At 43.8% G+C, this 24,006-nt stretch carries 28 protein-coding genes and 2 pseudogenes; 8 read left to right on the top strand and 22 right to left on the bottom strand.

All coding sequences use genetic code 11. The features are described 5' to 3' along the window. Positions 1–7 precede the first annotated feature (7 nt). Complete coding sequence (locus ACZ5NL_RS09300) at positions 8–739, top strand: DUF2110 family protein (protein ID WP_464842002.1); 732 nt, start codon at positions 8–10, stop codon at positions 737–739. Here ACZ5NL_RS09300 and ACZ5NL_RS09295 read toward each other — a convergent pair. From ACZ5NL_RS09295 to ACZ5NL_RS09255, 9 genes are all read right to left on the bottom strand, one after another. Next, positions 723–2,060 (bottom strand): hypothetical protein, encoded by a 1,338-nt coding sequence (locus tag ACZ5NL_RS09295; RefSeq protein ID WP_464842001.1) that lies wholly within the window; start codon positions 2,058–2,060, stop codon positions 723–725. The two genes, ACZ5NL_RS09300 and ACZ5NL_RS09295, sit on opposite strands and share 17 nt — an antisense overlap. Before the next feature lie 111 nt (positions 2,061–2,171). Beyond that, entirely contained in the window at positions 2,172–3,053 is an 882-nt protein-coding gene (locus ACZ5NL_RS09290; RefSeq protein WP_464841999.1) for an Mrp/NBP35 family ATP-binding protein, read from the bottom strand. 100 nt (positions 3,054–3,153) lie between these two features. After that, the gene (gene porB / locus ACZ5NL_RS09285) at positions 3,154–4,101 is read right to left on the bottom strand and encodes a pyruvate synthase subunit PorB (protein WP_464841997.1); all 948 of its coding nucleotides are present in this window, start codon (positions 4,099–4,101) and stop codon (positions 3,154–3,156) included. Between the two features lie 10 nt (positions 4,102–4,111). Beyond that, positions 4,112–5,296, bottom strand: a complete 1,185-nt coding sequence (porA, locus tag ACZ5NL_RS09280; protein ID WP_464841996.1) for a pyruvate synthase subunit PorA — start codon at positions 5,294–5,296, stop codon at positions 4,112–4,114. Between the two features lie 10 nt (positions 5,297–5,306). Next, positions 5,307–5,624 (bottom strand): pyruvate synthase subunit PorD, encoded by a 318-nt coding sequence (porD, locus tag ACZ5NL_RS09275; RefSeq protein WP_464841995.1) that lies wholly within the window; start codon positions 5,622–5,624, stop codon positions 5,307–5,309. A gap of 62 nt (positions 5,625–5,686) precedes the next feature. Further along, positions 5,687–6,622 carry a 3-methyl-2-oxobutanoate dehydrogenase subunit beta gene (locus ACZ5NL_RS09270; RefSeq protein ID WP_464841994.1) on the bottom strand — a complete coding sequence of 312 codons (936 nt, stop codon included), beginning with the start codon at positions 6,620–6,622 and terminating at the stop codon, positions 5,687–5,689. Positions 6,623–6,627: 5 nt separating this feature from the next. After that, the gene (gene porA, locus ACZ5NL_RS09265) at positions 6,628–7,809 is read right to left on the bottom strand and encodes a pyruvate ferredoxin oxidoreductase (protein WP_464841992.1); all 1,182 of its coding nucleotides are present in this window, start codon (positions 7,807–7,809) and stop codon (positions 6,628–6,630) included. Between the two features lie 9 nt (positions 7,810–7,818). Further along, on the bottom strand, positions 7,819–8,136 hold the full coding sequence (locus ACZ5NL_RS09260) for a 3-methyl-2-oxobutanoate dehydrogenase subunit delta (protein WP_464841990.1): 318 nt from the start codon (positions 8,134–8,136) through the stop codon (positions 7,819–7,821). Between the two features lie 39 nt (positions 8,137–8,175). After that, positions 8,176–8,733 carry a pyruvate/ketoisovalerate ferredoxin oxidoreductase subunit gamma gene (locus ACZ5NL_RS09255; protein ID WP_087037513.1) on the bottom strand — a complete coding sequence of 186 codons (558 nt, stop codon included), beginning with the start codon at positions 8,731–8,733 and terminating at the stop codon, positions 8,176–8,178. A gap of 252 nt (positions 8,734–8,985) precedes the next feature. On the opposite strand from ACZ5NL_RS09255, the pseudogene ACZ5NL_RS09250 reads away from it, so the two are divergent. The 4 genes and pseudogenes from ACZ5NL_RS09250 to ACZ5NL_RS09235 all read left to right on the top strand — a co-directional run. After that, positions 8,986–9,450: pseudogene (locus ACZ5NL_RS09250) on the top strand (anion permease); the annotation flags it as partial. Positions 9,451–9,499: 49 nt separating this feature from the next. Next, complete coding sequence (locus ACZ5NL_RS09245) at positions 9,500–9,877, top strand: hypothetical protein (RefSeq protein ID WP_464841843.1); 378 nt, start codon at positions 9,500–9,502, stop codon at positions 9,875–9,877. Between the two features lie 50 nt (positions 9,878–9,927). Continuing rightward, positions 9,928–10,305 (top strand): hypothetical protein, encoded by a 378-nt coding sequence (locus tag ACZ5NL_RS09240; RefSeq protein ID WP_042696758.1) that lies wholly within the window; start codon positions 9,928–9,930, stop codon positions 10,303–10,305. Between the two features lie 18 nt (positions 10,306–10,323). Beyond that, a pseudogene (locus tag ACZ5NL_RS09235) lies at positions 10,324–10,827 on the top strand (inorganic phosphate transporter); the annotation flags it as partial. Between the two features lie 10 nt (positions 10,828–10,837). Here ACZ5NL_RS09235 and ACZ5NL_RS09230 read toward each other — a convergent pair. The 10 genes from ACZ5NL_RS09230 to ACZ5NL_RS09185 form a co-directional block, all read right to left on the bottom strand. Continuing rightward, positions 10,838–12,112 (bottom strand): ABC transporter permease, encoded by a 1,275-nt coding sequence (locus ACZ5NL_RS09230; RefSeq protein ID WP_464841988.1) that lies wholly within the window; start codon positions 12,110–12,112, stop codon positions 10,838–10,840. After that, positions 12,113–12,853 (bottom strand): ABC transporter ATP-binding protein, encoded by a 741-nt coding sequence (locus tag ACZ5NL_RS09225; RefSeq protein ID WP_464841986.1) that lies wholly within the window; start codon positions 12,851–12,853, stop codon positions 12,113–12,115. Positions 12,854–12,873: 20 nt separating this feature from the next. Next, positions 12,874–13,071, bottom strand: coding sequence for a helix-turn-helix transcriptional regulator (locus ACZ5NL_RS09220; RefSeq protein WP_087037506.1), 198 nt, complete (start codon positions 13,069–13,071; stop codon positions 12,874–12,876). 2 nt (positions 13,072–13,073) lie between these two features. Continuing rightward, entirely contained in the window at positions 13,074–13,373 is a 300-nt protein-coding gene (locus tag ACZ5NL_RS09215) for a DUF2178 domain-containing protein (RefSeq protein WP_464841985.1), read from the bottom strand. After that, entirely contained in the window at positions 13,374–13,664 is a 291-nt protein-coding gene (locus ACZ5NL_RS09210; protein ID WP_087037502.1) for a hypothetical protein, read from the bottom strand. It lies immediately after the preceding gene. Then, the gene (locus ACZ5NL_RS09205; protein WP_464841984.1) at positions 13,665–14,045 is read right to left on the bottom strand and encodes a DUF2178 domain-containing protein; all 381 of its coding nucleotides are present in this window, start codon (positions 14,043–14,045) and stop codon (positions 13,665–13,667) included. Positions 14,046–14,144: 99 nt separating this feature from the next. Then, positions 14,145–14,525 carry a hypothetical protein gene (locus ACZ5NL_RS09200; protein ID WP_464841983.1) on the bottom strand — a complete coding sequence of 127 codons (381 nt, stop codon included), beginning with the start codon at positions 14,523–14,525 and terminating at the stop codon, positions 14,145–14,147. Between the two features lie 9 nt (positions 14,526–14,534). Beyond that, on the bottom strand, positions 14,535–14,840 hold the full coding sequence (locus tag ACZ5NL_RS09195; protein ID WP_252743630.1) for a PRC-barrel domain-containing protein: 306 nt from the start codon (positions 14,838–14,840) through the stop codon (positions 14,535–14,537). A gap of 73 nt (positions 14,841–14,913) precedes the next feature. Continuing rightward, the gene (locus ACZ5NL_RS09190; RefSeq protein ID WP_252743631.1) at positions 14,914–17,424 is read right to left on the bottom strand and encodes a CDC48 family AAA ATPase; all 2,511 of its coding nucleotides are present in this window, start codon (positions 17,422–17,424) and stop codon (positions 14,914–14,916) included. After that, complete coding sequence (locus ACZ5NL_RS09185) at positions 17,421–18,194, bottom strand: RuvC family protein (protein ID WP_020953776.1); 774 nt, start codon at positions 18,192–18,194, stop codon at positions 17,421–17,423. Before ACZ5NL_RS09185 ends, ACZ5NL_RS09190 begins: the two co-directional genes overlap by 4 nt. A gap of 139 nt (positions 18,195–18,333) precedes the next feature. Here ACZ5NL_RS09185 and ACZ5NL_RS09180 point away from each other — a divergent pair, with 139 nt between their 5' ends. From ACZ5NL_RS09180 to serS, 3 genes are read left to right on the top strand one after another with little or no spacing between them, the layout of a single operon-like run. Next, positions 18,334–18,546: a hypothetical protein gene (locus ACZ5NL_RS09180; RefSeq protein WP_464841982.1), complete on the top strand. Its 213-nt coding sequence runs from the start codon at positions 18,334–18,336 to the stop codon at positions 18,544–18,546. Between the two features lie 57 nt (positions 18,547–18,603). After that, positions 18,604–19,806, top strand: a complete 1,203-nt coding sequence (locus tag ACZ5NL_RS09175; RefSeq protein WP_252743633.1) for a molybdenum cofactor synthesis domain-containing protein — start codon at positions 18,604–18,606, stop codon at positions 19,804–19,806. A gap of 52 nt (positions 19,807–19,858) precedes the next feature. Beyond that, positions 19,859–21,226, top strand: coding sequence for a serine--tRNA ligase (gene serS / locus ACZ5NL_RS09170; RefSeq protein WP_464841981.1), 1,368 nt, complete (start codon positions 19,859–19,861; stop codon positions 21,224–21,226). On the opposite strand, the gene ACZ5NL_RS09165 is transcribed toward serS, so the two are convergent. The 3 genes from ACZ5NL_RS09165 to ACZ5NL_RS09155 all read right to left on the bottom strand — a co-directional run bounded on the left by ACZ5NL_RS09165 (position 21,223) and on the right by ACZ5NL_RS09155 (position 23,997). Beyond that, positions 21,223–21,912: a DUF257 family protein gene (locus tag ACZ5NL_RS09165; protein WP_464841980.1), complete on the bottom strand. Its 690-nt coding sequence runs from the start codon at positions 21,910–21,912 to the stop codon at positions 21,223–21,225. The two genes, serS and ACZ5NL_RS09165, sit on opposite strands and share 4 nt — an antisense overlap. A gap of 200 nt (positions 21,913–22,112) precedes the next feature. After that, positions 22,113–22,487: a ribonuclease P protein component 4 gene (locus ACZ5NL_RS09160; RefSeq protein WP_464841979.1), complete on the bottom strand. Its 375-nt coding sequence runs from the start codon at positions 22,485–22,487 to the stop codon at positions 22,113–22,115. 7 nt (positions 22,488–22,494) lie between these two features. Beyond that, a complete protein-coding gene (locus tag ACZ5NL_RS09155; RefSeq protein ID WP_464841978.1) occupies positions 22,495–23,997 on the bottom strand; it encodes a hypothetical protein in 1,503 nt (500 codons plus the stop codon). Positions 23,998–24,006 lie beyond the last annotated feature (9 nt).

Below are 24,006 nucleotides of genomic sequence, written 5' to 3'. Positions count from 1 at the left end.
TGATAGAATGGAGATTGTTATTCTTGAGAAGATATATGGAGATAGAAGTGGCTTTGAAAAGCTCAATAAAAAGCTTAAATCTCTTATAGGAGATTTGGAAGTCTCGTGGAAGATAGGGATCACTCAAAAACAATGGGTCAAAATAACTGTAGAAGGAGAAGACGAAGAGATTTCTGCAAATCTCATAAGAGAAGAATTCGGAGAGATCCCATATAAGCTAAGCAACGTAAAGGAAGGAGAGATATACAGGGGAAGGTTTATTGACCTTGGAAAAGTAGGTTATGGAGTCTACGTTGACATTGGGATATTCTCGCCGACCCCAAAGGACGTTTTGGTCCCTCTTTACTATCTCAAGTCCATCTTCGGAGACAAGCCAGTTAGAGCACTCATAAAGGAGTTTGGCTGGGTAGATTATTTGCCAGTAGAATTAGAAATCACAAAAGTAGAATTTGGAACCAGGGAGATGGAGGGAAAATTCAGTGAAAGGCAGCTGAAGCAAATAGAGAAGTGGATAAGCGATGGATATGATAAGATATTCATTGCTGGCACAATAAGCGAAAAGGTTGAAGAAGCATTAATAAAAACCGGGCATTCGAGGGATGTAAAGAGACTTGAAGAGCTCGGACTTATGGAAACCCTTCTGGTTCTTAAAAAAGACACACAGGCCCCGGGGATTATTAAAGAAATAGGGCCATACCTAAAAGCCGCGGTATTTGGAGCAATTAAGTTTGGGGAGTAAGCTCACATATCATTCTAACCGCAAGAGCCGCTGATATGTACTGAACCATTGGGAAGAGCTGAGGGGAGTAAGCCAATAATGGAATAAAGACGATTAGAAGCCAGAAGAACAGGGCTTTTCCTCCTCTCATATTTAACACAGATCTTCTGAAGTTAAACAGCAAGTAAGATATTAAGATCAGTTGAAGAATCCCCTCCCTCAAGAAGGTGAAGAGGGAGCTGGGATCAAAGGACAAGGATATGTTTGGAATTGAAAAGACATTTATTCCCAAAATGAAGAAAGTAATGCTCAGACCCACATAGATTGAGTTTCTTATGGACTTTGTTGGAAAGACAAAAAACGTGAAAAATGGGAAAACAATCAGATAAGGCCACACGAGACTACTCGCCGCAACGATAAGTGAGAGGAGAAAGACATGCCCGATTACTTTAGGGCTGTCTTCCGCGAATTTTGTGTTTAGTGTAAGCGCTGCAACAAGGACTAAGAGAAACACACTGAGATTTGTGGAAAGCTCTGTAATAGAGTTTCTGAAAGAGGGAGACGAGAACATAAGACCAAACACCAGAAAACCAAGCTCTCTATATGGCTTTGGAGCTGTAAAAAATATTAGGGTAGCTGTAAAGAAGAGAACAAAGAAATGAAGAACAAGAAGGGCCTCCTCCGTTGGAGAGTAAACTTGGAAGTAAGAATTGAGAGCAAAAGACAAAAGCGAGTCTTTATTCCCCAACAAGGCACTTTGAAAAGTATTCTTAAGGAAGTCTTCGCCAATAGTAAAGGGCATCGAGTTTGAAATCCAGAGCGCAAAAAGAGAAATCACTAGAAGGTAGAAAAAGTGGGTATATGTTCCATGCCTGGAGAACAAAAACGCAAAGAAAAGCGATAAGAGAATACCTGCGAATAAGAGAGTATATTCCTCTCTGTTTCTGAATCTGTAATGCTGTGAAAATGCCTTTTCTATAAGATATATGTTATTTTCATCTCCCGTGAGGAACACGAGGTTGTTGAGAACTATAACAGATGGTTTCAAGGAAGCCTCTGGAGGTAATCCCGTTAAATTCCAGAGCTTTTTCATCTCTGGGTTGTCGTACACGTTCCCAACAAGAACTAGAGTTTCATCCCCCTTATCTTTAAACCGAGAAAGCTTCTCATCAACGTACCATCCCCATGCTTTAGAATAGTCGCTCTCTCCGGTGATCACATAATATGTCTTCCCATCAGATAAAAACTCTTCAAAGGCATTTTCATTGGGATAGAACTCTAACTGAGACGCAGAAGCAAGGGGAAGCATAAAGAGGAGCATCATGATTAAAAATTTCTTCATTTCCTCCACCGAACAAAATTATGTAGCCAGGTCCAGCGCGGCATCATGGTTTCGGCCTATGCCGATCTCAGCCGCGCATCGATAGATAATAATTCAAAAGAGATTTAAGCTTTACTCTTTTTTCTTTAGCTCTTCCAATTTTGTAACAAGTTTTTTGGCTATTTCCATAAATGCTTTTGCCGCAGGGGTGTCTTCATAAAGGACTATGGGTATACCGTTGTCGCTTGCTTCTCTAGCCTTCAAATCTATGGGAACTTTTCCAAGAAAGTCAACCCCCTCCTTCTTTGCCAGCTTTTCCCCTCCACCTTCTCCAAAGAGATCTATTTTGTTTCCACAATGGGGGCATATTAGATAGCTCATGTTCTCAATGACCGCTATGTAGGGAACGTTCATCTGCTTCATCATGTTCACAGCTTTACCAGTATCAAGCAGGGCAACCTCTTGAGGAGTGGTGACTATTATAGCGGCATCGAGCTGGATTGTCTGAGTAACTGTTAAAATCTGGTCTCCTGTTCCTGGAGGAAAGTCAACTATCATGAAGTCTAGGCTTCCCCACTTTACATCACCAAGAAGCTGTTTAATAGCCTTTGTGACGAGAGAGCCTCTCCATATTATTGGCTGATCTTCAGGAACCATGAGTCCCATGCTCATGACCTTAATTGGAGTTGTTTGACCCAAAAAGTCATTCATTGGAGGTATCATTTCAAAATGCCCATCTTCAAACTTCTCTGCCAGAATCTCGGCCTTTTCAACACCAAGCATTTTTGCCACGTTTGGCCCATGAACATCAGCATCTAAGATACCCACGAAATAGCCCTCCTTTGCAAGGGCTGTCGCTAGGTTTACCGCAACTGTAGATTTTCCCACGCCCCCTTTTCCACTTAAAACTGCCACTTTGTATTTCCACTGCTTCTCTTTCTCTTTTATCCTTTGGGTTAATGGATCAACACCCAATCCAGGCACGTTAAAACTAGGTGGAGTTTTTATTGTCATTTTTATCACCTCTGGTTTAGGCTAGTCTAAAAATGCTTATAAGTTTTGCTCACAAAATACACAACATTACACAAAAATGAGTAACAAAAAAGAAGGGAATTCATGGAAGTTCGACTTCTTTACCGAGAATTCTCCATAGCTCTTTTATCTGGTTCTTGAGCTCCTGTATCGCTTCGGGTCTCTTGAAGAGGTGCTTAAACCTTCCTTGCAACCTAAGGTAGTCTTCAATTGGCTTCTTGAACTTTCCATCCTTGGGGAACCTCTGGAACTTTATGTTATGGAAGTCTCCATTCTCAATCTCAAATAGTGGCCAGAGACCTGTCTCAATTGCCAGCTTAGCTACTTCAACTGTCTTCTCCGGTGGAATCCTCCATCCGGGGACACATGGCGCCAAAACTTGAACAAAAGCTGGCCCATCAACACTAGCTGCTTTCTTCATCTTCCTGTAGAAATCATATGGGTCCCCAATGCTAGCCGTTGCAACGTATGGGACTTGGTGGGCTGCAGCGATTAACGCCACCCACTTCTTTGGCTTGTCCTCACCAATTGAGTACTTCCCTGGAGGTGAGGTGGTTGTCCATGCTCCGTATGGGGTTGAGGAAGACCTCTGAATACCAGTGTTCATGTAAGCCTCGTTATCGTACATGAGGTAGACCACGTTGTGCCTTCTCTCAAGCATTCCGGAGAGTGCTTGGAGACCAATGTCAGCTGTACCACCATCTCCACCAATAGCAAGTATCTTTCCTTTCCTGCCGAGCTTCTTCCATGCAGCTTCAACACCGCTGGCTGCAGCTGCAGCATTTTCAAAAGCTACATGTACCCATGGAGCTTTCCAAGCTGTGTATGGAAATACAGCAGAAACAACTTCCATACATCCAGTTGCATGGGCTATTGCAAAAGCGTTTGGATCACCATATTTCTCCTCCATAGCCTCACTGAATGCTTTTGTAGCTAGCTTCATGACTATAGCCGGTCCACAACCGGCACATGCAGCGTGACCAGGTGCCCAGTATTCGCGAGTTGTGATTGGGGGTTTTCTAACTGCCATCATAACCACCTCACAAAATCTCCTTTCTCAATCCTATCCAGTTGACTTCCTCAACCTTCTCTCCCTCAAGCGCCTTCTTTGAAATCTCGACAATCTCTTCGAGATTTTCGAAGGTGACATCTCTTCCACCGAGACCCAATATGAAGTCGAGGATTATTGGCTTTTCTTTCTCATTTATGAGTGCTCTGCTGGTGTCTGCAAAGACCGCACCGCCAATTCCAAAGCTGATGTCCTTTTCGAGAATTGCAAGAACCTTTGCCTTCTTAGCGAGGGCTCTAATTTCCTCAATTGGGAATGGTCTGTAAACCGTCATCTTTGCTGCTCCGATCTTTACGCCCTCTTCCCTCTTTTTATCCACGAACTCTTTGAGTGTTCCAGCGAGTGAGCCCATAGTGAGGAGAATTATCTCAGCATCGTCTGTCTTGTATTCCTCAATCATGTGATACCTTCTACCGAACTTCTTCTCGAACTCGTCAAATACTTCCTTGATAACTTTTCTCGCGTTTTCCATAGCCTCCCAAACTGTGTATCTTGCCTCCATGTAGTGAGCTGGGAACCCAAGAGCACCCTGAGTAATTGGTCTAGCCGGATCAAGGTAAGCGTGCTTTGGAACGTACTCCCCAAGGAACTCATCAACTACCTCTTGGTCTGGAATCTCAACTGGCTCTACTGTGTGGGTCAATATGAACGCATCGAATCCAACCATTGCTGGGAGCAAAACGCGTTCATCTTCTGCAACCTTAAAGGCGATTAATATCAAGTCAAGTGCCTCTTGGTTGTTTTCCGCATAGAACTGCATCCAGCCAGTATCTCTCTCACTTATCGTGTCCTGCCAGTCGTTCCAGATGTTAATTGGGGCTGAGAGGGCTCTATTACCAATTGCCATAACAATTGGGAGCCTCATTCCTGCAGCTATGAAGAGAACCTCATGCATCAAAGCCAAACCTTGGGAAGCAGTTGCTGTAAAGGTTCTAACTCCTGCAGCAGAGGCACCAACACATGCAGAAATTGCTGAGTGCTCGCTCTCAACTTTTATGAACTCGGCATCCATTTCTCCATCGGCGACAAATTCACTAATCTTTTCGGGAACGAGAGTTGATGGTGTAATTGGGAATGCAGCCACAACCTTTGGCTTTGCAAGCTTAGCTGCCCAAGCAGCAGCTTCATTACCCTTCATAACTTTCCTCATAGGCATTTATACCACCTCACTTGACTTCTCTAACCATCTCAATTGCATTGGTTGGGCATTCGTTTGCACAGATTCCACAACCCTTACAATAGTCGTAATCAAACACTGGATAGCTTTCCTCGTCCAGATAAATTGCGGGCTCTGGACAGAAGGTGTAGCACAAGAAACATCTGACGCACTTATCTTTGTTAAACTTTGGCATGAAAACTCTCCAACCACCGGTCTTGTTAACAACGCTGCTTCCGGGAATGTAGACTATTGCACCTGGTGTCATTTTTTCGCTATACTCCTTTTGGACTCTCTCAATATCAGCCTTGAAAGGACTTTCCGCCATACATACCACCCCGAGTGAGTTATCACACTTTTCTTTAAACTTTTCGCAAAAAGAAATAAAAATCAACCGAAGAGCTCAGCCTTCTTCTTGAGCTCTTCCCATTCCTTGAGCACCCATTCTTGGAGTATCTTTATATCCTCCTTTGTCATGTACTTAAATCTTCCCTGGAGCTTGAGGTACTCTTCGAGGGGCTTTGGTTCTTTGTTTGGTGAAGGCATGTTTATCTTGTATTTTCCGTTCTCGTATTCAAAGAGCGGGAAGTATGCAGTCTGAACCGCTAGGCGAGCAAGCTCTATGCTCTTGTCTGTTGGGCTTCTCCATCCGGTTGGACATGGGGCAAAGAGCTGAATGAAAGAGGGCCCCTTAATTGTTTGGGCCTTTTTGAGCTTTCTCATGAAGTCCTCTGGATAGGCAATGCTCGCAGTTGCTGCATAAGCCGGCTTGTGGGCTATAACAATATCGATAACCTTCTTCTTTGGCCTCTGCTCAAGGAAGTGCTTCTTTCCACCCGGAGTATTGGTTGTCCAAGCACCGTATGGGGTTGAGGAACTCCTCTGGATACCGGTATTCATGTAAGCCTCGTTATCGTACATGATGTAAAGGGCATCGTGTCCCCTCTCAAGGAAACCGCTTAAGGCCTGAAGACCAATGTCAGCTGTACCACCATCTCCAGCCCATCCAATGACCATTATTCCATCTTCGCCCTTTATCTTGTATCCTTTTGCCTTTAATGCCGCCTCAATACCACTAATTACTGCACCCGTTGTCTCGAATGCAGTGTGGAAGAGGGGAGCATTTAAAGCAGTGTAGGGCCATGGGCCGGCTATGATTGTAGAACAGCATGCTGGAATTGTGAATATTGCTTTTCCTCCATAGGCTTTAAGGACGTATCTCAAACCCAAGGCTGCACCACAACCTTGGCAAGCAGTGTGCCCAGCATAAAAGTGCTCTTCAAAGGGAAGGGTTAATCTTTTCTTAACATCAGCAGGAAGCTCCATTTTTCTCACCTCTTCAAGTGGTACCATTCAATTTCCCTATCGAGCTTGCCCTTTTGGATTATCTCCTTCATGTTCTTGGCTATTGCTTTCACATCGTTCACTGTAAGGTCTCTTCCACCAAGTCCAACGATGTAGTTCTTCATTATTGGCTTTGCGTCAGTGTTGTAGAGGACACCCTTAGCCTCGTTGAAGAGGATTCCCTCTTGCCCAAAGGAGAAGTTCCTATCGAGAACCGCTATTCCTTCAACGTTCTTTGCCAATTCATAGAGCTCTTCCTTCGGGAACGGTCTGAACCATATAACTTTGGCTGCTCCGACCTTATACCCCTCACTTCTGAGCATGTCAACTGCCTCTTTTACGGTTCCCATAAGAGAGCCCATTCCCATGAAGACTATCTCAGCATCATCAGTCTTGTAGAGCTCTATCATCTGACTGTAATCCCTTCCAAATCTCTCACCGTATTCCTTTCCAACCTCTTTGATGACCTTCTTTGCCTCTTCCATTGCCTTGGCTATCTTGTACCTAAACTCATAATAGTCAGCTGGAGTTCCTAAGGCGCCAACTGAGAATGGGTTTTCAAAGTCAGTAAGTGTGTACAAGGGCTTCCTCGGTGGGAGGAACTCATCTATCTCTTCCTGCTCTGGCATGTCAACTACATCGTAAGTGTGACTGAGGATGAAGGCACTCTCAACTACCATTACAGGAAGGTTAACCTTCTCATGCTCTGCAATCTTAAATGCCATCAATACTCCGTCATAAACCTCTTGGTTGTTTTCGGCGTAGAATTGAAGCCATCCTGTGTCTCTTTGCGCTAGGGAGTCAGTTTGATCATCCCAAACGCTCCATGGAGGAGCCATAGCTCTGTTAACATCGACCATAACAATTGGGAGCCTTGCTCCAGCCGCCCAGTGGAGCATCTCGTGCATTAGGGCAAGACCTTGGGCGGAGGTAGCAGTAAAAGCCCTAGCACCTGTTGCTGAAGCACCTATACAGGCAGCCATTGCAGAGTGCTCGCTCTCAACGGGCACATATTGAAGGTTTTCAACTTCCCCATTAGCAATGAACTCGGCTATTTTCTCAATAATTGAGGTTTGAGGTGTGATAGGATAAGCGGCTACAACCTCAACTCTAGCATGTTTAGCAGCGTAAGCTGCAGCGTAATTACCACTTACAACTTTCTTTGGCATTTTACCACCTCACTTCTCTTCTCTTACCATGCTTATTGCTTTGGTTGGACATTCGTTTGCACAGATTCCACAACCCTTACAATAGTCGTAGTCCACTGCAGTGTAGCCATCTTCCTTGATATATATTGCTGGCTCCGGACAGAACTTCCAGCAAATGTAGCACTTTATACACTTGCTCTCGTCGATAACTGGCATGAAAGTTCTCCAATCGCCTGTGAAGTTTGATAGTGTCGTCCCTAGTGTTATTGGGGCCTCTGGATACTCATCAACGGACTTAAATACCATTTTTTCAGATTTTGCCTTCTTCTCCCCAAATAAAGTATTCAAGACGTTTCACCCCTAAATGGATTTTAAAGGAAGGAAAAATCAAAGCTCGTAAACAACAGTCTTCTCAAAGGCTTCTCTTGCAGCTTTGGCGTTCTTTTCGCCAAGCTCTCCGGAGAAAGTATCCTTGATAGCCTCTTCCACGCTTTCTATCTTAACTATCCCAGTTGCTTTTGCAACAGCACCAAGAATTGAGGTATTTGTAATCGGCAGACCGAGAATTTCAAGGGCTATTGTTGTAGCGTCAACGAGTGCCAGTTTGGCTGGCTTCTTCTTGAGCTTCTCGAGGACTTCCTCCTTGGTTTTCTCGGTGTTTACAATTACCATTCCTCCCTCTTTAAGACCGGCTGTAACGTCAACCGTATCCAAGAGAGAGGGATCAAGGACAACTACAACATCTGGCTCATAAATCTGGGTCTTGATTCTAATTGGCTTGTCGTCAATTCTTGTGAAAGCTGTAACTGGAGCACCTCTTCTTTCAACACCAAAGAACGGGAACGCTTGGACGTACTTGCCCTCTAAGAAAGCTGCCTCGGCTAGAATGTTTGCGGCTGTAACTGCACCTTGTCCACCTCTACCGTGAAAACGAATCTCTATCATCGTCTCTTCCTCCCAAGTTTTGTCGGTATTATTTCACCTAGTGCATTTATTTAGTTTTCGGTATGGCAAGAAACCTCTTTCGGCATCTGTCTTTGAGTAAAAGTGAACAAATAGTATGTTCAATGGATAATATGATACACCAGCAGACACAAAAAATACCTTTACGTTTGTAAAACATGGAACTAGGAAAGCACAAGAGTTAATTTTTTTAAGCTCTCCTCCGCTATATAGACTATATAGATGGTGAAGGCAATGGAGGCAATAGTAATAGCGGCAATTGCAATTACATTCTACATAGCATGGAACATAGGAGCTAACGATAGCGCAAATGCAATGGGAACTGCAGTAGGGGCTGGATTGCTAAGCTTCCATCAGGCAACATTAACCATAGCGATATTCGTCATGCTTGGGGCTTACCTGAAGGGTTACAAGGTCATGAAAACAATAGGCAAAGGTATTGTTCCTCCAGAGTACCTCACACTCAAAATTGCCATAATAGCCCTCCTTGCGGCTGGTATTTGGGTCACTATAGCAACTATAAAAGGGCTCCCCGTATCTACCACCCAAGCCATAGTTGGAGGGGTTGTGGGAGTTGGAATAGCGATAAATGCTCCGATAAAATGGGAGACTCTATTGAAAATAGCCGGAGCCTGGGTATTTTCCCCTATTTTAGCGGGTTTATTCGCCCTGATACTCTTTAGGTTTTATGGAAAAATAGGGCGTGTTTATAGTAACCTTTATTAGGGTTTTTGCTGAATTCTTTCGGGTGGTTGTCGTGATCCCCAGATGGGATCACAGACTCAAAGACCCTGAAAGCGTGGCATTCGCAATTCTTGACGTTTTAGCAGACTTCGAATCAGAAGGAAAGCTGAAGAACCTGCCAAAATCCAAAAAATTTCCAGTAAAAACAATACTGGCAATACTCCTCTTTAAACAATACTACAACCTACCTCTCAGAGACGCCCAGCACTACGGCAGAAAATTCTTCGGAGCAAACATTCACTACTCAACCCTCCACAACTGGGAGAAAAAGCTGAACCTCGAAGAACTGACAAACCACCTCCTGAAAAAACTCCAGAAATTACCCTACGCCAGCACTCAAGCAGACTCAACCATTATTACAAATAAAAAAAGGGCAGGATAGAAGTTCAGGCAATAACGAGAATCCTGCCGGGTTTACTGTATCCGGTTGCTGTGAAGATCACAACTTCTGAGAACGAGCTGATTGAACTCCTGCCGGGGGGTTCTGGGAATTTTTATGCTGATGGGGCTTATGATTCAAAGAAAGTTCTGAACACTGTGGTGGAAAAGGGTTATCGGCCGATTGTTAAGAAAACTAAGAACGCTCCAGGTGGTTTTGGTAGTAAGAAGAGAGACAGAGTGTTTTCTGAAGAAGAGTACAGGCATAGGAATCCTCATGAGGGGTTCTGGGGTGCGTTTACAACGTGGTTTGGCAGTAGGATCCCCTGTTTTCTGAAAAAGACTACTGTAACCCGAATCCTGCTTGGGGTAATGTGTTATGGTCTGAAAATCCTCCTCAGAGTCAAATACTGTTTAAATAACAGGGGGTGAAACTAAACACGCCCTGGAAAAATAATAAACAGCATTAAAAGCTTGGGGAGAATTGAGTTTCTTTACAAGTGGCTTGCTGTTCTCGGAGGATCATACATGGCATTTAACTTTGGGGCAAATGAGGTGGCAAATGCAACGGGTCTTCTCGTTGGGGCAGGCTTCTTTAGTCCGAAAACTGCTGGGATGTTTGGGGCGTTAAGTCTAGCCTTGGGTTCTTTAACGTTCAGCTACGCCGTAATGTACACGGTGGGTAAAAAGATTACATCCCTCGGCCCCATCTCGGCTTTTTCAGCCCAATTCGGCTCGGCTATAGCGGTTAGCTTGGCGAACATGTTTGGGCTCCCAGTTAGCTCAAGCCAGGCTATAGTGGGAGGAGTTGTTGGAGTAGGACTTGCGGCAGGAAGGGGAGTAGAGAAGAAAGTTATATGGGAGATAGCGTTTGGATGGATCGCTACACCAACAGTTAGCATAGCCTTAGCCCTCGGAATCTTCAAGCTTTTCCAATTCTCAGGATTAATTTAAAAAAGAAAAATTACCCTCTTCTCCTAAATCTCAGCTTTGCCGTGAGGATTTTTTCTGTTGTGAAAAACCTTGCGGTTACAAAGAGCGTCAGTACTGATATAGCTCCTAAATAGATTGCACTGGCGTACATTGTGGAATATTCTCCCATAAGCATTGCCCTAGAAGCCAATATCGGGTGGCTGAAGGGGATTGCTAGCAAAAAATACTTGATTGCCAAAGGCAAAGTTTCTATGTCTGCAAACATGAGTATGAACGTAGGAAATGCCAGCGGCATTATTCCCGCACTTACTACGGTGTTTGCGCTCTTTGTGTCCTCTGCAAAAACAGCAAGTAGCATCGCGAAACTCAAGGCGAATATCATCGCTAGGAACATTATAAGAACAAAAAGTGCCGCCCCCTGTGGAGTAACCGTCAGTCCAAGGTCTTCAAGAGAAATTCCAACCTGAGCTGAAGAAGTCAAGCTCCCGAGATAGTTTCTCATACCTATCATATAGGCTATTGCCGCTATTATGCCTATTACAGCCGTTCCTACCATTTTTCCAGCCACAATAGTTATCCTCTTCACGGGCAGAGTTAGAAGGGTTTCGAGAGTTTTGTTCTCCTTTTCCATAGCCATGCTCCCAGCTGACATTTGGGCAACCAATATTATCATTATGAATATTACGATAGGCATAGAAAAAGACTGAGATGCTATGATGTTCGCTACCAACGAAGGTGGAACGGCAACAATGCGCCCCTTAATTACGGTGAAGCTTTTTGCGTCTATTGGTCTTAGAATAGCCTCGGGGTCACCTTCTATGTTCTGCTGTATCTTTAGCTTCGCGAGATACTCGTTGAGAACTGTCAGCACAGCGTTTATTCTACCTTCGCTTACCGCTTCCCTCATGCCTCCACTTATCCCCTTGATTATGCCGTACACCTCAACTTGAGCCTTTTGGTTGTTTTCTATAGCCTTTGAAAAGTTCTTCGGAATTATTACAATCATGTTGTAGTTCTTCTCTTGAGCTTTCCTGATAGCTTCATCAATGCTCAAGGCATCTATCTTGGTTAGAGTCACATTAGGGGCAGTTTCTAAAGCTTTGATCAGCAGATCGCCGTATTGACCTTCATCAAGGTTCACCAATACAACCTTAGTTTCCTCTTGAGCCTGTTCAAAGCCTACCTGCATCATCTGTCCCAAGGCGGGATATATGATTAGAGGCACTATTATTATGCCAAAGATGAGTCCCTTGTCTCTCAGAAGGTCTTTGAGTTCTTTCATTACGAGTATCCAGAAGTCGCTCATTCAAACACCTCCACCGCCCGTTTGGATTATGGACATAAAGACCTCTTCGAGGTTTTCCGCTTCGTATTTTTCCTTCAGCTCTTTTGGGGTTCCGATCTCAACTATCACACCACGGTTTATCAGAGCAACCCTATCACAGAGAAACTCTACCTCAAGCATGTTGTGACTCGAAACTAGAAATGTTATCCCCTTCTCTCTTGCAAAGCTCTTTATCGTCTGCCTTATGGAGTATGCGTTTATTATGTCCAGCCCGCTTGCCGGCTCATCCAGAATGGCAAGCTTAGGCTCAACCATCAAAGCCCTCGCAAGCAAAAGCTTTCTCGTCATACCCTTTGAGTACGTGGAAATTTTGTCGTTCAGCCTATCTCCAAGGCCACTAAGCTTTATACCAAGCTTAAGCATCTCTCCATAGCTCTTTCCCGTTTTAGCATAGAGCTTTGCCATGAACTGGAGGTACTCAATCCCCTTGAGGTTCTTATAAGCCCCGGCTTCCTCCGGAAGGTAGCTTATGAGCTTCCTTACTTCATCTCCCTCTTTAACTACATCGTGGCCAAAAACTTCAGCCCTTCCTCCCGTTGGAGTTAACAAAGTTGCTAGAATCTTGAGCGTTGTGCTCTTTCCAGCGCCGTTAGGACCAATTAAGCCGAAGATTTCTCCCTCTTTAATCTCAAAGCTTATTCCTTTGAGAGCCTTGATTTTTCCATAATCCTTCTCAAGGTTTTCAACTTTTACAGCGGGCAACTTCTCACTCTCCTACAAGATTACTCTTCTTCGTATATGAATATATCCTCAATCTTCGTGTTAAAAAACCTTGCTATCTTAAAGGCTAACCTTAGAGATGGGTCGTATTTGCCTTTCTCTATCGCTATTATAGTCTGCCTCGTGACGCCAAGGGCTTTGGCAAGCTCCTCTTGCGTTAGTCCTCTCTCTTCTCTGAGCTCGCGGAGACGGTTCTTCATGCTCACATCCTCCTAGCGTAGTATGCTCTAAAGATCCAGATGCTAAAGAATATCGCCATGAAGATTATCAAAGCTGTGTCCCTAGCATCGCTGTTTTTTGTAACAAACCAATGATAAAATAATAAAATGATGTCCACAATCATAACGAGCTCCAAAGCTTTAAGTGCAGTCCTTTTATCTATTTCCCTCGCTCTCTCATCGGCGGGAAGCCCTATTTCTCGAAGCATAATTCTCGTCATCAAAGTTCCAAGAAGAACTCCACCAATAAGGGAGACAACTGCAACGATGAGTAATTCGTTCATTCACATCACCCTGGAATAGTGAATTTCAAGAATCGTTGGAAGGAAAAAGCTGATAAGAGCAACGATCACTAATACAATACAGCGCTCCCTCCCCCAGAAGGCCTCATAAAACAGCATTAAACCAACGAACACTTGCAACACTTGAAGGGTCTTCTTCGCTGCTAGTCTGCTGATATTCTCTCCCCTCTCATCTAGCTTTTCCCCCAAAGCTTTGCGTCTCATATAATTTAAACACGCCAAGACGAGAACGATTGAGAGAACAATTAGATAGTAAACTGCCAATGGATTCATTCACATCACCCTCGCGTAATAGTGCCTTAGAATGAAATGTAGGAAAAGCATTCCAGCAAGTGTGAGTCCTATGGCAGCAAAAGCCCCCGCAAACTTCGGATCACTCAGCTTTCCTGTGAGAGCTATCATAGCGATAGCCAAAGTTACTTCTACAATTTGAATAGTTCTTACTGCGGCAATTTCGCTTATCCTTTTTGTACGCTCGTCCTCGAAGACATGACCCCTATTTTCAAGGATTAAGTAATAGGTGTGAATGAAAAACGCTCCTAAGACAAAAACCGCCACGGATACTTCAACTTTTCCCTCTGGGAGTGCCCAACCCATTATCCATCCCATTGTCATAACACCAACTAGTGGTGGAAGATGGACAAGCTTGCTCATCTTTCTCACCATGTAAAGTTTCCTTTACGTAAAGTTTCCTTTACATCCTTATAAACCTTTTCCCCACACACCTGTTCCCAACTTCAATATTTCAAAGCTCTACCTTTTGAGCCAGTAATAGAGCCTTGCGACTAGAAAAGAATATACAAAGAGTTGCACTACAACAAAAAAGTATCTACTGAGGATTTCAAACTCCTTTGTCCCATAACTGCTCGCTAACTTCCATACGGAGAATGCCGCTATTATCGGAAAGGAAATCTCAAAGGTTAAAGTTAAAACTTCCATTTCCTTAATTCTCTCATCTTCGCTCCTTTCAATTCCTGCAAGTTTCATTCCCAAATATATGGAACAAAACGCCAGAATCACAGATATCGCAGCTTTATCGGGATTTTTAGATTTTATAAAGTGAACCGTGAGAATTACAAATAAAATCATGAAGACAAAAGCAGATATCCAAACACCCCAGCGCTTAATCTCCATGCAATCACCTCAAGGTCTTTGAAGTTTCTCCTTTATCGTTGAAATCCTTCTTAGCTTGGACTTTACAGCGAGTTTGCTGTGATCAATAACAATAAATTCTCCGATGCTCTTAACGGCCTTCATCGGTATGAGGAGAAGCCCTTCATGATCGGTAACAAACTCACTCGTGTCTAGGTCTTCATCCGGCTCAGCAACAATCACCAAAATTTCTCCGGTTTCCTCATCAAAACTCAGATCGTAAAGCCATCCGAGTCTTATTCCAGTGTCAGTTATAAGTTCCATATCCCTAAGCTTTGATGCCTTAATTTTCACCATCTTAGTCCCCTCCAATTTTTGCCTACATAAAAAATCGCCTTTTTTCTATAAAATCTTTTCTGAAAATGAAAGATCAAAGGGTGAAGTAATCAACCTCCTTACGTTCCCCTCCCCCAGTAGCTTTCCTGCTCTCCTCAAATTGTTTGTAATAATCGAGCATATACCTTGTTATACTTGGCCTGACTTTTTTCATCGCCTCTTCAAAGTCCCTCTTTGAAACGCGAAGCTTTTCAAGGAACTCTTCAGCTTGTTCTTCTATTAGCTCCTTAGGAGTTCTGGAAACAGCTCTTCTAAGGGCAATCAAGGCTGCTTCTCTAACCAATGCAGCTAAATCTGCACCGCTGTAGCCTTCGGTTTTCTTTGCTAGCTCCTCCAAGCTAACATCACTTGCAAGAGGAACCCTCCTCGTGTGAACCTTGAGAATCTCAAGTCTTGCCTTCTCATCCGGAGCTGGAACTAAGATGAGCCTATCGAATCTTCCCGGCCTAAGTAACGCCGGATCGAGGATATCAGGCCTGTTTGTAGCAGCAATGACCACAACACCACTGTTCTCTTCAATCCCGTCCATTTCTGTGAGCAGCTGGTTAATAAGCCTATCAGTAACCCTGTTGATGTCGCTTCCCCTCATTGGGGCTATTGCGTCAATCTCGTCAATGAACACCACCGTAGGAGCAGCCTGTCTTGCCTTTCTAAAAATTTCTCTAACCCTTTTTTCGCTCTCTCCAACCCATTTGCTAAGCACTTCTGGCCCTCTGATGCCAATGAAGTTGGCCTCACTTTCGTTAGCGACGGCTTTAGCTAATAAAGTCTTACCAGTTCCCGGAGGACCATAGAGGAGGATTCCCTTCGGTGGAGTAATTCCAAGCCTCTGGAAAGCCTTAGGATACTTGAGAGGCCACTCCACTGCTTCCCTCAGTTCTTGCTTAACGTTCTCAAGGCCTCCAATATCTTCCCACCTAACGTTGGGGACCTCTATGAGGACTTCCCTTAAAGCCGAAGGTTCAATCATCTTCAATGCCTCATAGAAATCATTCTTTGTGACCTTAAGCTCCTGAAGCACCTCTGGTGGGATCCTTTCTTCCTCGGGGTTTATCTTCCCTTCTGTTATTAGCCTCCTCAGGACAACCATTGCGGCTTCTCTCGCTAATGCTGCCAAGTCAGCACCAACGAACCCGTGAGTCTTCTCAGCAAGCTCCTCAAGGAGAAGGTCAATCAAACGATGCCTAACTTCTTTGTATATCTCGCCGTCCTCTTTTAAAATCTCCTTAATCTCGTTTTCGTCCTTTGCTCCCTCAACTTTCTTAATAATTTCATCGAGCTTTGCCTTCTCGAAGGAGGATTTCCTTTTCAGCTCATTTAACACCCTCAAGACGCTCTTCTTATCATAATCTGGCTCAAGGGGCATTCCTCTTGTGTGGATTTGGAGTATTTCCTTTCTTCCCTGCTTGTCTGGAACGCCAACCTCAATCTCCCTATCAAACCTACCAGGCCTTCTAAGGGCAGGATCTAGAGCATCGGGTCTGTTAGTGGCAGCTATTACTATTACCTTGCCTCTGCTCTTCAAGCCGTCCATCAAGGTTAAAAGCTGAGAAACAACTCTCTTCTCAACTTCACCTGTAACTTCTTCTCTCTTTGGAGCTATTGCGTCAATCTCGTCAATGAAGATTATGCTCGGAGCATTTTCTTCCGCCTCCTTAAAGATCTCCCTTAGCCTCTCTTCGCTTTCTCCGTAGTATTTGCTCATGATTTCTGGACCGTTAATTGCTATGAAGTGAGCATTAGCCTCATTGGCAACAGCCTTAGCCAACAAAGTCTTACCAGTCCCCGGAGGACCATAAAGCAAAACACCCTTAGGCGGCTCAATGCCAAGTCTCTCAAACAGCTCCGGATGCTTAAGAGGAAGCTCTACCATCTCTCTAATCTTTTGGATGGCTTCTTTAAGGCCTCCAATGTCCTCATAGGTAACTTCAGGAACCTTTTCTTCTTTAACCTCTACCGCCTGTGGAAGAACCTCTATTTCGGTGTTGTAGGTTATCTGAACGATCCCTTTTGGATTAGTGTTCACAACGATGAACTTAAGCTCGCCAAATCCCAAAGGAAGGCTCTCAAAGAAGCCCCTAAACAGCTCATCAAATGGGGAGCCGGTATAGAATTCTGTCTCCCTTCCACTTGCCACGATTAGGTCTCCTTTGACCACCGGTCTTCCGAGGAGGTTTCTTTTAACGAGCTCACCTGGAATCTGGAGATAGACCCCCTTTTGTGCCGGTGCCAAAACGACCCTCTTTGCTTCTTGAACCTCCGCTTTTCTTACCGTGACGTAATCCCCTATGCTAACTCCTGCATTTCTCCTAATATAGCCGTCCATTCTTATTATGTCAAGGCCTCTATCGTCGGGATGAGCATTTTCAACTATTGCTGCGGTTTTCCTCTCTCCTTCCAGCTCCACTATATCTCCAGGTTCAACGCCAAGCTGCTTTTGATACTTTCTATCAAACCTAACTATCCCCCTACCAACATCTCGCTTTAACGCTTCAGCAACCCTCAATTTTATTTCTTCTTTGGTTTCCTCCTTCCCAAAAATCATTTTTTATCACCCTTTTTCTTTTTATGAATTTCAATCGCTTCTTCCAGGGTCAAATTTCCCTTAGCCACTTCTCTCGCAAGCTTCGACGAGATTGTTATTTTACCATTACTCAATTCTCGGCTCCGAGTTTTTATGTACTCGATTTCACCCTTTGTAGGTTCACCAGCATGGATAAGCTCTCCCAATTTAACCTCTCTTCCATCTCTTAAAGCTATGTTTATCGAGGCAACTATATCCTGCACCTGAGAGATTTCTATCCCACCAACCTTTGGGGTTGTGCCCCTCTCATTCACGAGGATAATGGGAAAATCCTCACCAAGCACTGAAGCAAGGCTTTTAAGCATTAATATTCGATGTCTTTTTGCCCCATGTCCTATCTTAATCTTTGCCTTGGGATACTTCTCCAAAAGCTCTAAGATCGTGCCAACGTCCTTAGGATTTTTGAGATGATAGACCTCAATTACCCGGTTGTCTGCAACAACGGCCACTCCCGGCCTCTCTCCGGGATCTATGGCAATGTATATGTTCTTAAACCTTTTTCTCCCTTCAAGCCTCGCCAGAAGTTCGTCTATGAAGTTCTCATTTACAACCGCTATCTTGACTGGGAAATTGATTTTATCGTACTCCTCCAAGCTCGTCAGAACGACCTCAACATCAAAGGGGATTCTATCTGTAAGCTTAAGGCTGTAAAAAGGGATTTTATACTCACGTAAGACCTTTGTTGCAAGGTAGTAAACCCTCGCATTCTCAGTAACAACCGCAACCCTCATGATTGATAAATCACGTGAGGACATTAAAAACATTAAGGAAAACACAAAAAAGCAGGAAACTGCTTGAATTTGGAAACAAAGCTGTAAAACTTGAAAAATTTTTTGATAAAGTTTATAAACCTTGGCTGCAGAGATAAGAATGCCCCTAGAGGGGGCGGAGGTGATAAACATGCAACCTCCCAAGAAAAAGAAAGTCGAGGATTATGAAGAGGAAGAAGAGCTCTTCGAAGAGGAAGAATGGGAAGAAGATTGGGATGAGGACTGGGATGAAGAAGAATGGGAAGAGGAAGACTGGGAGGAAGATTTTGAAGAGGACTGGGACGAAGACTGGGACGAGGAAGAAGAGTGGTAAACCATCTCATCCAACAATTTTATTAATCCTTTTCTCCTTCTTTATCCGGGTGATAAAATGGCATTTTTGAAGGTTGTTCCTCTTGAGGAAGCACTAAAAATCATTAACTCCCTACCGCTCAAGCCGAAAATTGAAGAAGTTGCCTTGGAAGAAGCTCTTGGAAGGGTTCTTGCGGAAGATATACGCTCCCCCATAGATGTTCCGCCCTTTGATAGGGCAACGGTAGATGGATACGCGGTTAGGAGTCAAGACACCTGGAACGCGAGTGAGAGCAATCCGGTAGTTCTTAAGGTAATTGGAGAAGTTCATGCTGGGGAAGAGCCTCAAATTGAGCTCGGCGAAGGAAAAGCTGCATACATCTCAACCGGAGCGGTGTTACCAAAAGGAGCCGATGCTGTAATAGAGTTCGAGATAGTAGAGAGAAAGGGAGATGAGGTAATAATCACCAAGCCTACGTATCCCCAAGCGGGTGTAATGAAAGCGGGGACAGATATTCCAAAGGGAACTCTTCTTTTAAAGAAGGGGACAAAACTTGGCTTCAAGGAAACTGCCCTTCTCTCTGCCGTAGGGATAAGCAAGGTGAAGGTCTTTGCAAAACCCAAAGTTGCAGTGATCAGCACGGGGAATGAGGTCATCTTACCCGGAGAAGATCTCAAACGGGGAAAAATTTACGATATTAACGGAAGGGCTGTAAGTGATGCCGTTAGAGAACTTGGAGGCGAAGCATATTTCCTCGGAATAGCAAGGGACAATGAGGAGAGCTTGAAAGAGAAAATACTTGAGGGGCTTAAGTATGACATAGTAATCCTCTCTGGCGGAGCAAGCGGAGGTACGAGGGACTTAACGGCATCAATAATAGAGGAGCTTGGGGAGATAAAAGTGCATGGAATAGCCATACAGCCTGGCAAACCAACAATAATCGGGGTTATAGATGGAAAGCCTATTTTTGGACTTCCGGGGTATCCAACTTCTTGTCTAACGAACTTCACCCTTCTCGTTGCCCCGCTGATTAGGAAGATCCTAGGCGGAGAGTTTGAAACCCAAAGAATCAAAAAGAAGTTGGCCCATAAGGTGTTTTCCGTCAAAGGTAGAAGACAGTTTTTACCGGTTAAGCTAGAAGGAGAAATTGCAAAACCGATCTTGAAAGGCAGTGGAGCAGTCACAAGCTTTATAGAAGCAGATGGGTTTGTTGATATTCCAGAAAACGTTGAGATACTCGAGGAAGGAGAGGAGGTAGATGTTATACTGTTCCGCTTTTAATTTCCAAATAACTTTTAAATGATCTCCTCATTATTAGGGTAGGTGAAAAGGAATGCTCGATATAAAGCTCATCCGTGAAAACCCGGATCTGGTAAAGGGTGACCTAATAAAGCGTGGAGAATTAGAAAAGCTCAAATGGATAGACGAGATTCTTGAACTCGATGAAAAGTGGAGAGAAAACTTAAAGAAAATTAATCTCCTCAGAAGAGAAAGAAACAGGCTTGCCGTGGAGATAGGAAAAAGAAAAAAGGCAGGAGAGCCTGTGGAAGAGCTTTTAGCAAAGAGCAACGAAATAGTAAAACAAATTGAGGAAATCGAAAGAGAAAACAGGGAAATCAAAGAAAAAATCGACTATTATCTCTGGCGCCTTCCCAATATAACCCACGAAAGCGTCCCCATAGGAAAGGACGATACAGATAATGTTCCAATAAAATTCTGGGGCAAGGCAAGGGTATGGAAAGGTCACTTAGAGAGCTTTCTAGAGCAGAGCCAAGGAAAGATGGAGTATGAAGTGATTGAATGGAAGCCACAGCTCCATGCTGATCTTTTACCTAAACTTGGAGGAGCGGACTTTGAAAGGGCCGCAAAGGTAAGCGGTTCAAGGTTCTTCTACCTCTTAAACGAAATCGTCATCCTCGACCTTGCATTGATAAGGTTTGCCCTCGACAAGCTCATTGAAAAAGGATTTATCCCTGTAATACCGCCGTACATGGTTAGAAGATACGTGGAAGAAGGAGTTACCAGCTTTGATGACTTTGAAAACGTGATCTACAAAGTAGAGGGAGAAGACCTCTACCTAATCCCAACCTCAGAACATCCACTTGCTGGTCTTCACGCAAACGAGATTCTTGATGGGAACGATTTACCTCTCCTCTACGCTGGGGTAAGCCCATGTTTCAGGAAAGAGGCAGGAACAGCTGGAAAAGACACTAAGGGAATCTTTAGGGTACACCAGTTCCATAAAGTTGAGCAGTTCGTATATTCAAAGCCAGAAGAAAGCTGGGAATGGCACGAAAAGCTCCTCCAGAATGCGGAAGAAATCTTTCAAGCCCTTGAGATTCCATACAGAGTTGTTAACATATGTACCGGAGACTTAGGCTATGTTGCGGCAAAGAAGTATGACATTGAAGCGTGGATGAGTGCACAAGGAAAGTTCAGAGAGGTTGTAAGCTGTTCAAACTGTACAGAATGGCAAGCGAGGAGATTAAACATAAGGTTTAGGGACAAGCCAAACGAAAAGCCGCGCTTCGTTCACACACTCAACTCAACGGCAATAGCTACATCAAGGGCGATAGTGGCAATAATAGAGAACTTCCAGGAGGAGGATGGAACAGTAAAGATACCAAAAGTTCTTTGGCCATACACAGGGTTTAAAGAAATAGTGCCGGTAGAGAAGAAAGAAAAGTGCTGCAAAGGTTAATCTCTGCTTTGGCTTTCCTTTAACAATTTCATTCCCTCTTTTACATCAACTTCGCCTTCAAAGCCATCCAGCTCAAGGTTCAAGGCTTTGAGAACCTTAAATTGAAAAACCGAGCCACGTTTGTTCACTCTTACCACAGTTGTAGCAAACTCTTCAAACATCGGAAGTATCATCGGTTCAGCCTTTTCAATCATGTCCAAGTTCAAGAAATAGAATATCTTTCTTCTCTCATCACCAACAAAGCTTAGCATAAAATTAACCAAGCTTAGGGTATCCCTCACGGAGCTTGAGTACAGTGCAAAGAGCTTTCCCACACCGACAACAATATTAACAACGTTTCCCTCCGGAAACAGACTTTCCAACAGTTTTGCAATTTCCTTTTCTATAACGCTTTCCTCACTTATGGGAATTCTCCTAAGGACGTTACCGACCTCAAGCCTGCCCCCGAGCTTGATAACTTTGATATCATGAAAAACATTCACATCAAGGCCACTAAGCCTAGCATGCTCCATATAAATCTTTAGCGTGTCCAAAATATCCGTGACCACTACCATGTACCCATTTTTCCTGGCCCAGCTAACCAAGCTATAGAGCCCAAACGAAGGGAAACCTATGCTGTTGTACTCAAGGAGCACAGTCTCACCAAACTTCGTTTTCTCCCAAATATTAACAACAGGGTGCTGCATCTTCCATCACCTTCGTTATAACTCAGCAAGAACATTAAAAAACGTTGCTATTTCTTCCGAAAGTTTTCCATTAGAGAAGTTAGGTAAGAAGCAAACGGCTTTTGAATTATCAAACCCTGCCAAGTTTTGAAACTGTAAGAGGAGCTTGAGGAGGTTTCTTTAAAAACCGAAGAGATAATGAGTGAAGAATGGGAAAGGCATCAGTGTGATGCATTGGCATCTTTCTTTTTCCTCCGTTCTTTCTTCTCTCTCAAATACGGGTACCTCATTATATGCCCACATTCCAAGCATTTTATAACAACGTGAGGCATTCTCTTCTGTCTCAACCTAACCTGAGCATTAACGCCGGGAACAAGAAAGGAATGGCACCTCTTGCAGTACCTTCTCTTCCATTTCCTTGGCATTCTAACCTTAGCCTTTTGTTGCACTGCCAAGGCTATCTCAACGTAGCGATTTGCTAGGTCTTTATCATAGGGGAAAACCCTTTCAGCTAAGCTAAAAAGAATATCTATCCTTTCGAGGGCTATTCTTTTCTTTTCCCTCTGTTCCCTACGCTTTATGAACTTTTTTGACATATTCCCACTACTCCGGCTTTATCATCTTTAACCTACCCATGAACGGCTCATAAAGGTATCCATCGGCAATAAGGCGTTCTATGACCTGTTCAGCATAGGATGGCTTGAACCCATATTCCACCAGCGCGTTGTAAAACTCCTCCCTGCCAACCGAGCCATCTGTGGAAGTTGCCTCTAAATCCATAAAAACTCTCAAAGCCATTACCAAGCGTTTATTTCTAAAGTCCTGCTCGATGTATTTCTCATAAATCTCCAGCACCTTCAACATATCCCTTTCTGAAATTTCGTTTATCCACATGTCTACTATCTCTTGGTTCATGTTTATAACTTCATTTATGATGCGGGTGTTTATCTCGCCTTCAAATCGTCCCATCGATCCGAGAAGACGGAGGCTCAAGAGATACCTCGTGTTTGTTTCAAATATCATTCCTTTAAGTCTTAAAGCATCGAACTTTTCTCCATATTCCCGAGCATTTCTAAAGACCCATCTTTCAAATCTTTCTCTAAACTTCTCTATCATTTTATCAGAAGGGTTAAGCGAGGGTATTTTTTCTTTTTCCAGAAATATTGTGGCTAGGAGATTTGGAACAAGTTGCTCCAGCTCCCGGTTTTTCTCCCACCCTATGGGTTCATTTACAATAAAAGGCGTTTCGGAAGTGTAGGCCAAAGGATCCTCTGGAGAAATCCGTTTGTATACTTTTGGGGTCAGAAATATTGCCCGCTTTTTCTCAAAATAATCTCTAGCCCATTCTGCAACCGGAATTTCTTTTTTAAGGAGGCTTTTGTTTGAGGGCGAGTAGTACTTACCCCCTTCAAGGAAGAAGGGAAAGTCAAGATCAAGATTATCATCTACAAAGGATTTTGCTTTTCCTTTTTTCAAGATAAGCTCTTCAGGAAAAAGGTTGATCAAGTATTTCGAGGCTTCCCAAAGAGATTTTACAATCTTGAGGTCATTTTTGAGGGCAGAAAACGTCACGCCCTCTCCCCAAAACCTTCCACTACCAACTACCGAAGGAGAGGCAAAGAGAGAATAAAGAATAGCCTGCCTGAGCTCGTAATTGGCATTGATTGTCCCCTCTATGAGATTCTCCAGCTCTTCCTTTTTAAGGGCAAGCTCCTTATACTGAAGCCAGTAATTCTCAACACTGGCTTTTTCCAGAGAGATAACATGTATAAGGCGCATGTTTCCGAAGGGATACGCATCCATAATTCCTTCAATTTTAACGTACTCCCCACTCTTCAGTTCTGCATTTATCCTGCTCTTTTCGGTTATCTTTATAGCCACGTAGGGTCTAATATCACTTTTTGAGAGCTCACTTGGGGAGAGAGGGGAGAGAAGATAGTACACTCCATCTTTCGGCACATCTGGAGGCGGTCTTAGGATCAAGAACCCCTCTACCTCTATAGGTTCCCCATTTTTATAGGATTGAATAACCCTCTGAAAGTCCCTAGCCCTCTTTGAGGGGCTTATTGCTAATCTCTCAACACTTCTGAGCAATGCGTAGATCATCAGAGGAAA

This window comes from Thermococcus aegaeus, assembly GCF_055393685.1.
Note: the sequence above shows the minus strand (reverse complement) of the source record. Positions and strands in the feature narration are given on the sequence as shown.

Coding starts and splice junctions, on each gene's coding strand:
- ACZ5NL_RS09300 (WP_464842002.1), top strand. CDS start 8: ATGGAGATTGTTATTCTTGAGAAGATATATGGAGATAGAAGTGGCTTT.
- ACZ5NL_RS09295 (WP_464842001.1), bottom strand. CDS start 2,060: ATGAAGAAATTTTTAATCATGATGCTCCTCTTTATGCTTCCCCTTGCT.
- ACZ5NL_RS09290 (WP_464841999.1), bottom strand. CDS start 3,053: ATGACAATAAAAACTCCACCTAGTTTTAACGTGCCTGGATTGGGTGTT.
- porB (WP_464841997.1), bottom strand. CDS start 4,101: ATGGCAGTTAGAAAACCCCCAATCACAACTCGCGAATACTGGGCACCT.
- porA (WP_464841996.1), bottom strand. CDS start 5,296: ATGCCTATGAGGAAAGTTATGAAGGGTAATGAAGCTGCTGCTTGGGCA.
- porD (WP_464841995.1), bottom strand. CDS start 5,624: ATGGCGGAAAGTCCTTTCAAGGCTGATATTGAGAGAGTCCAAAAGGAG.
- ACZ5NL_RS09270 (WP_464841994.1), bottom strand. CDS start 6,622: ATGGAGCTTCCTGCTGATGTTAAGAAAAGATTAACCCTTCCCTTTGAA.
- porA (WP_464841992.1), bottom strand. CDS start 7,809: ATGCCAAAGAAAGTTGTAAGTGGTAATTACGCTGCAGCTTACGCTGCT.
- ACZ5NL_RS09255 (WP_087037513.1), bottom strand. CDS start 8,733: ATGATAGAGATTCGTTTTCACGGTAGAGGTGGACAAGGTGCAGTTACA.
- ACZ5NL_RS09230 (WP_464841988.1), bottom strand. CDS start 12,112: ATGAGCGACTTCTGGATACTCGTAATGAAAGAACTCAAAGACCTTCTG.
- ACZ5NL_RS09220 (WP_087037506.1), bottom strand. CDS start 13,071: ATGAAGAACCGTCTCCGCGAGCTCAGAGAAGAGAGAGGACTAACGCAA.
- ACZ5NL_RS09215 (WP_464841985.1), bottom strand. CDS start 13,373: ATGAACGAATTACTCATCGTTGCAGTTGTCTCCCTTATTGGTGGAGTT.
- ACZ5NL_RS09210 (WP_087037502.1), bottom strand. CDS start 13,664: ATGAATCCATTGGCAGTTTACTATCTAATTGTTCTCTCAATCGTTCTC.
- ACZ5NL_RS09205 (WP_464841984.1), bottom strand. CDS start 14,045: ATGAGCAAGCTTGTCCATCTTCCACCACTAGTTGGTGTTATGACAATG.
- ACZ5NL_RS09200 (WP_464841983.1), bottom strand. CDS start 14,525: ATGGAGATTAAGCGCTGGGGTGTTTGGATATCTGCTTTTGTCTTCATG.
- ACZ5NL_RS09195 (WP_252743630.1), bottom strand. CDS start 14,840: ATGGTGAAAATTAAGGCATCAAAGCTTAGGGATATGGAACTTATAACT.
- ACZ5NL_RS09190 (WP_252743631.1), bottom strand. CDS start 17,424: ATGATTTTTGGGAAGGAGGAAACCAAAGAAGAAATAAAATTGAGGGTT.
- ACZ5NL_RS09185 (WP_020953776.1), bottom strand. CDS start 18,194: ATGAGGGTTGCGGTTGTTACTGAGAATGCGAGGGTTTACTACCTTGCA.
- ACZ5NL_RS09180 (WP_464841982.1), top strand. CDS start 18,334: ATGCCCCTAGAGGGGGCGGAGGTGATAAACATGCAACCTCCCAAGAAA.
- ACZ5NL_RS09175 (WP_252743633.1), top strand. CDS start 18,604: ATGGCATTTTTGAAGGTTGTTCCTCTTGAGGAAGCACTAAAAATCATT.
- serS (WP_464841981.1), top strand. CDS start 19,859: ATGCTCGATATAAAGCTCATCCGTGAAAACCCGGATCTGGTAAAGGGT.
- ACZ5NL_RS09165 (WP_464841980.1), bottom strand. CDS start 21,912: ATGCAGCACCCTGTTGTTAATATTTGGGAGAAAACGAAGTTTGGTGAG.
- ACZ5NL_RS09160 (WP_464841979.1), bottom strand. CDS start 22,487: ATGTCAAAAAAGTTCATAAAGCGTAGGGAACAGAGGGAAAAGAAAAGA.
- ACZ5NL_RS09155 (WP_464841978.1), bottom strand. CDS start 23,997: ATGATCTACGCATTGCTCAGAAGTGTTGAGAGATTAGCAATAAGCCCC.